At 75.1% G+C, this 6246-nt stretch carries 5 protein-coding genes and 1 riboswitch; of the genes, 4 read left to right on the top strand and 1 reads right to left on the bottom strand.

Features of this window, described 5'->3' with window-relative positions; translation table 11 throughout:
• Positions 1 to 323, bottom strand: a 323-nt coding sequence (locus AC07AL_RS38360; RefSeq protein ID WP_478319554.1) for a divalent metal cation transporter, incomplete at its 3' end; no start/stop codon positions are given.
• A gap of 360 nt (positions 324 to 683) precedes the next feature.
• Positions 684 to 860: riboswitch (M-box (ykoK) riboswitch) on the bottom strand.
• A 137-nt stretch (positions 861 to 997) separates the two neighbouring features.
• Here AC07AL_RS38360 and AC07AL_RS38365 point away from each other — a divergent pair.
• The 4 genes from AC07AL_RS38365 (at position 998) to AC07AL_RS38380 (ending at position 6087) form a co-directional block, all read left to right on the top strand.
• Positions 998 to 1894, top strand: coding sequence for an ABC transporter ATP-binding protein (locus AC07AL_RS38365; RefSeq protein WP_363633745.1), 897 nt, complete (start codon positions 998 to 1000; stop codon positions 1892 to 1894).
• On the top strand, positions 1891 to 4641 hold the full coding sequence (locus tag AC07AL_RS38370) for an FtsX-like permease family protein (RefSeq protein ID WP_363633743.1): 2751 nt from the start codon (positions 1891 to 1893) through the stop codon (positions 4639 to 4641). Before AC07AL_RS38365 ends, AC07AL_RS38370 begins: the two co-directional genes overlap by 4 nt.
• Positions 4642 to 4786: 145 nt before the next feature.
• The gene (locus AC07AL_RS38375; RefSeq protein ID WP_363589677.1) at positions 4787 to 5155 is read left to right on the top strand and encodes a BlaI/MecI/CopY family transcriptional regulator; all 369 of its coding nucleotides are present in this window, start codon (positions 4787 to 4789) and stop codon (positions 5153 to 5155) included.
• A complete protein-coding gene (locus AC07AL_RS38380; protein WP_478319555.1) occupies positions 5152 to 6087 on the top strand; it encodes a M56 family metallopeptidase in 936 nt (311 codons plus the stop codon). Before AC07AL_RS38375 ends, AC07AL_RS38380 begins: the two co-directional genes overlap by 4 nt.
• Positions 6088 to 6246 lie beyond the last annotated feature (159 nt).

The following is a 6246-nucleotide window of genomic DNA, read 5'->3' on the forward strand; positions in this document are numbered from 1 at the left end:
CCCAGGCGCAGCACCATCTCCTGGTTCACGTACAGCACCGGGACCAGCATCAGCAGCGTCCACAGCAACTGCGTGCCGTAGTTCTGCCCCGCCTGCCCGTACGTCGAGAAGGCGCCCGCGTCGTTGTCGCCGACCATCACGATCAGGCCGGGGCCCACGATGGCGAGCAGGGTCTTGAGCCGCGCGGACAGGCCGTGGCGCGGCGTGGTGTCGTCGAGCCGGATGGTACCGAGCGCACCCCTGATGTCGCCGACGTGGGCGTCGTCGAGCACGGCGGTGCGGGTGGTGGTGGGGACCTTCGGGTCCAGCATCACGTTGGTCATGGCAGGGCCTCCCTGCCCCCTTCCTTGAGGGGGCGACAGGGGGCACGCAGCAGCGATCCTCCCTGCGAGAGCGCACGGCGTCGGACCGCACGGCGGCGCTGAGCGGCGGCGGCCGTGAGGGCATGACGGAGCGTCAGACGTCGTGCGTCGGGGCGCGGTTGAGCGCATGACGCAGCGTCAGGTGAACGCGCGCAGGGAAGGTTGTTACCGCGTGCCAGAGGTGATCGAGAGCATGCGGGGGCAGGGGCGACTATGGCCCGGACTATCGCAGTCCATGTCTCTCGCCTCCTCCCGGTCGGGGGCGCACCGTCTGTGCACCGCATCGCGACACGGCAAGGAGCGGACCGGCCCCACGGGACCGGCACACCCCAACTCGTCAGAGCTTTGGCACTCCACGGCGTGTCCAGCCCGATCGGCCGGAAGCCACTTGGGGTCAACCCTTAACTCGGGAAGACCTGTCCTGAACCTGGGCGTCTCTCGACGTCGTCGGGTCAGTGGCCTGTGTCCGTGAAGACGCCTCACCGAACGAGGTGCCTTTCAAATCTCGTCAAGCATAAACCCTCCCCTTCACCCGGATAGCGGCGTTTCGACCGAACTTCGACAGCTTTGTAGAAGCTTGACCAAACCCACCCCTCGACGTGCACCCCCGTCCGGCATATATAGTTCACCGACATATGCAGCTCAACAGCTCACGAGGGGGAAGTGTGTCCCACAGCGATCCGACCCGATCCGCACCCGTCCTGCACCTGGCCAACGTCACCCGGGTGCACGGCCGGGGCGCCGCCGAGGTACACGCCCTGCGCGGCGTCGAACTGGCCGTCCACCCCGGCGAGTTCGTCGCCGTCATGGGCCCGTCCGGCTCCGGGAAGTCCACCCTGCTGACCCTGGCCGGCGGACTCGACGCGCCCAGCGAGGGCGAGATCCTGGTCGAGGGCGTGGCCCTCGGCGGCCTCAGCCGCGGCCGGCTCGCCGACCTTCGGCGGCGCTCCATCGGGTACGTCTTCCAGGACTACAACCTGATCCCCGCTCTCACCGCTGCCGAGAACATCTCGCTGCCCCGCGAACTCGACGGAGTCTCCGGACGCACCGCCCGCCGCGAGGCGCTCGCCGCCCTGGAGGAGCTCGGCATCGGGGAACTCGCCGACCGCTTCCCCGACGACATGTCCGGCGGCCAGCAGCAGCGCGTCGCCATCGCCCGCGCGCTGATCGGCGAGCGCCGCCTCGTCCTCGCCGACGAACCGACCGGCGCCCTCGACTCCGCCACCGGCGAGGCCGTGCTCGCCGTGCTGCGCGCCCGCTGCGACGCCGGGGCCGCCGCGATGATGGTCACCCACGAGGCCGCGCACGCCAGTTGGGCGGACCGGGTGGTCCATCTGAAGGACGGCGCGGTCGCCTCCGAGAGCCACGGGCGGCGCACCGGCAAGCGCCGGCTGACCGCCGAGCCGCTCAGCGCCCCGGCCGACGGCTACGGCCACGCGGCCGACGGGGCCGGGCACTCGGCCACCGGCACCGGGCACGCGGTCGGCGACTTCGGCCACGCGGCCGGCGGCTTCGGCGAGGTGGCCCGATGAGACTCGGCGCCTGGAAGGTCGCCCTGCGCATCGCCCGCCGCGACGCGCTGCGCGCCAAGGGCCGCAGCGCCCTGATCGTCGCCATGATCGCGCTGCCCGTCCTCGGCGTCACCGGCGCCGACGTCGTCCACCGCAGCGGGCAGCTCACCCCGGCCGAACGGGTCGAACGGGTGCTGGGCGGGGCGGACGCCCTCGTCACCTCGCTCGCCCCCGGCCGGGCCGTCGAGCAGGCCCCGGTCGCCGAGGACGGCGCCTTCGCGGCCCAGCCCCGCCCCGGACAACCGCCCACGGCCGAGCAGCAGAAGGCCGCCGGCACCGACCCGGTCACCCTGGTCACCGGGCTGCTGCCGCCGGGCAGCGTGCTCACCTCCGCCCGGCAGGGCCCGGAGACCGGCGCGACCTCCCCCGAAGGCCTGGTCCGCACCCTCACCACCGAGGCCGACCTCACCGACCCGCTCTGGCACGGCCGGCTCAACCTGGTCGACGGCCACGCCCCGGGCGGCCCGCGCGAACTGGCCGCCACCCGGGCCTTCCTCGACAACGCCGGGCTGGCCGTCGGCGGCACCACCACCTTTCCGGGCCTGGAGCGGACCACCTTCACCATCACCGGCGTCGTCGAGCACCCGGACGACCTCCGCCGGGTCGAACTCGTCGCCCAGTCGGGCGCGTTGCTGAGCCAGCTCGCCGCCGCCACGCCTCCCGGCAGCCCGGCCGCGGCACCGCCGGAGCCCGAACGCGGCGCCTGGCTGGTCCGGCTCCCCGCCGGGGCCACCCTCGACTGGGCCAAGGTCCAGGAGTTCAACGCCCACGGCTACACCCTCACCGCCCGCTCGGTCGCGCTCGCCCCGCCGCCGCGCGCCGCCGTCCCCTACTACCGGGACGCCTACCGCTCCTTCGGCCCCTCCGCCGACGACAACACCAAGGTCGTGGTGGCCACCGTCACCGGCATGGGCCTGCTGGAGGTCGCCCTGCTCGCCGGCCCCGCCTTCGCGGTCGGCGCCCGCCGCTCCCGCCGCCAGCTCGCGCTGCTCGGCGCCGCCGGCGGCCGGCGGACGCACGTCGGCGCGGTGGTGCTCGGCGGCGCCCTCGTCCTCGGCGCGGCCGGGGCCGTGGTCGGCTTGGTCCTCGGCGGCGGCCTCGTCGCCGGGCTGCGCCCGTGGATCGAACGGGCCGGCGGCGCCCGCTTCGGGCACTTCGCCCTGCCGCCACTGGACCTGCTCGCGATCGGCGGGATCGGCCTGCTCACGGCGCTCCTCGCGGCCGCGCTGCCCGCCCGGCAGGCCGCCCGCCGCAGCGTCACCGCCGGACTCACCGACCGGGACACCGTCCAGGCCCCGAACCGCTGGGTCACCGTGCTCGGTGTGCTGCTGCTCGCCGCCGGCGCCGCCCTGGCCCTGTACGGCGCGAGCGCGCTGCAACACGGCGGCGTGCCCGTCGTCAGCACCTACGACACCCGCACGCTGACCGTGCTCGGCGGCTCCGTCATCGCCGAACTCGGCCTGCTCGCCTGCACCCCCGCACTCGTCGCCCTGCTCGGCCGGCTCGCCAGGCGGCTGCCGCTCGGCCCCCGACTCGCCCTGCGCGACTCCGCCCGGCACCGCTCGCGCACCGCGCCGGCCGTCGCCGCCGTGATGGCCGCCGTGGCCGGGGCCGTCGCCATCGGCGTCTACAGCACCAGCACCGACGCCGAGAACCGCCGCGACTACCGGCCGCAGGCCCCGTACGGCGCCGTGCAGCTCCTCTCCACCGTCGACGGACCGCAACTCGACGGCCTGCGCGCCGAGGTGGGCAAGCAGCTGACCGACCTGGGGCCGCGCGCCGACCTCGGCGAAGCGGTGTACCAGTTCTGTGCCAACTGCTCCAGCACCGTCCAGCTCAAGGGCACCGTGAACTGGCGCACCGCGTCCGGCCCGCCGCACCTGGCCTCCGGGGACGCCGCCATGCTCCGCACCCAGTTCGGCATCCACGACCCGGCCGCCGAACAGGCCCTGGCCGCCGGGAAGATCCTGGTCTTCGACCGCGCCTTCCTCGCCGGCGACGGCCGGGCGGTGCTCCAGCTGCGTGGCAGCTCCGGCGCGCCGCTCCAGCCCGGCGAGGTCCCCAAGCCCGACCTTCAGGAAATCCCGGCCGACGCCGTCCTGGTCGAGAACCCGACCGCCGCCCGCTTCGCCCAGGGCCTGATCCTGCCCTCGGCGCTGCCCAAGCTCCTGCCCGGGCTCACCGCGAAGCCCACCGGCTCGATCTGGGTGCCCGCCACCCCGCCCGACCGCAAGGCCCAGCAGCGCACCGAGGCCGCCGTCGTCCGGCTCGACCGGGCCGCCCAGCTGGAGGTCGAGCGCGGCTTCCAGTCCCGCGGCGACGCCCTCACCCTGGCCCTCAGCGGCTTCGCCGGACTGGTCGTCCTCGGCGCCGCCGGCATCGCCACCGGCCTGGCCGCCGCCGACTCCCGCCAGGACCAGGCCACCCTGGCCGCCGTCGGCGCACCACCGCGGATCCGCCGCACCATGGCGGGACTGCAGTGCGCGATGATCGCCCTGCTCGGGGCGCTGCTCGGGGCGGTCAACGGCTTCGTCCCCGCGGTGGGCCTGCTGAAGTCCCGGGCGAGCGGGTTCGGCGGCCACCCGGCCCTGATCACCGCCCCCTGGGGCCAGCTGCTGCTGGTCGTCCTGGTGCTCCCGGTGCTGGCGGGGCTGCTCGCCGCCCTGCTGACCCGCTCCCGCATCCCGATGGGGCGGCGGCTGTCCTGACCCCTGGCGCACGCCGGTGCCCGCCCCCCATTCCGGAGGGCGGGCTTCGGCGTGCGCGGGCGACCCGCGCGCGAGAGCGCCGTACCATGGGCGGGTTCTAGCGGGCGAAGGGCGCCGGCGGTCGGCGAGGGAGAGAACGGCGGTGCTGCGCGGGTTCGGCGACCTGGAGGCCGAGATCATGGACCGGCTGTGGTCCTGGGGGCGGCCCGCCACCGTACGCGAGGTGGTGGACGACCTCCAGCGGCAGCGGCCGGTCGCGTACACCACCGTCACCACGGTGGCCGACATCCTGCACACCAAGGGCTGGCTGCGCCGGGACAAGGTGGGCCGGGCCTGGGCGTACGAGCCGACCTGCACCCGGGAGGCGTACACCGCGCGGCTGATGCGCCAGGCGCTGGAGACCACGCCGGACCGGGCGGGTGCGCTGCTGCACTTCGTCGACGGGATGAGCAGCGACGAGGCATCCGCGCTGCTGGCGGCGCTGGAGCAGGTGAAGGCCCGGGACGCCGAGTGACCCTCGCGCTGCTCGGCCTCCACCTGGCCGTGACCGGGGTCCTGCTGCCGCGCCGACTGGCCGGCTCGGCCCGGTTGCAGGCGCGCCCGGCGGCGGGCGCCGCGCTCTGGCTGGCCCTGATGGCCTCCTTCCTGGTCGCGTTGCTGCTGGCGGCGCACCACGCGGTGGAGCCGTTCGCCCACGAGCCGGCCGGGCTGGTCGGACTGTTCCCGCACCCGGAGCCCCCCGGGCCCGTCGCCCCGCACACCCACGACTGGTGGCTGCTGGCCGCCGCCGGGGCCGCGATCGCCACGGTGGTGGCGGCCGTCGGCGTCCGGGCCGGACGGGCGCGCCGACGGCACCGGGCGATGCTGGACGTGGTCGCCGTCCGGGACGGGCGCTGGGGCGCCCTGATCCTGGAGCACGCCCACCCGACCGTCTACTGCCTGCCCGGCCGCAGCTCCCGGGTGGTCCTGTCGCGCGGGGCGCTGCGGCTGCTGGACGACCGGCAGTTGGCCGCGGCGGTGGCGCACGAGCACGGACACATCCGCGGCCGCCACCACCTGTTCCGGCTGCCGGCGGACACCTTCGCCCTGCTGTTCGGCCCGCTGCCGCTGGCCCGGCGCGGGCGGGCGGAGGTGGGGCTGCTGCTGGAGATGGCGGCCGACGACGCCGCGCTGGCGCGGGTGTCGCGCAGCGAACTGGCCTCCGCGCTCTGCGCCCTGGCGACGTCCGGAGCCCCGACGGGCGCCGCGCACGGCGTCGTGCCGGGCACGGCGTACGGCATCGCGCCCGGCGGGTCGCTGGCGGTGGCCGCCACCGGGGTGCTGGCCCGGGTCCGCCGGCTGGCCCGACCGGGGCACGGCCGACGAAGGCGCCAACTGGCCTTCTGGATAGTGGTGTCGGCGCTCCCGCTGCTGCCGTACCTGCTGGCCTGCGCGCCGCACCCGTAGGGCGTCCGCCGTCCCCCGGTCACGATGCCGGGCGGACCCTAGTGTGATGCGCCACAAATCATGAGGGTAGTAATTACCGTGATGCCTGGACGACTGGGTTGATCTTGGCGAGGTAGTCGGCGAGGGACTTGAGGATCTCGTCGGCGGTCTTGGTCCAGG

This window comes from Kitasatospora sp. NPDC043949 (assembly GCF_056435365.1).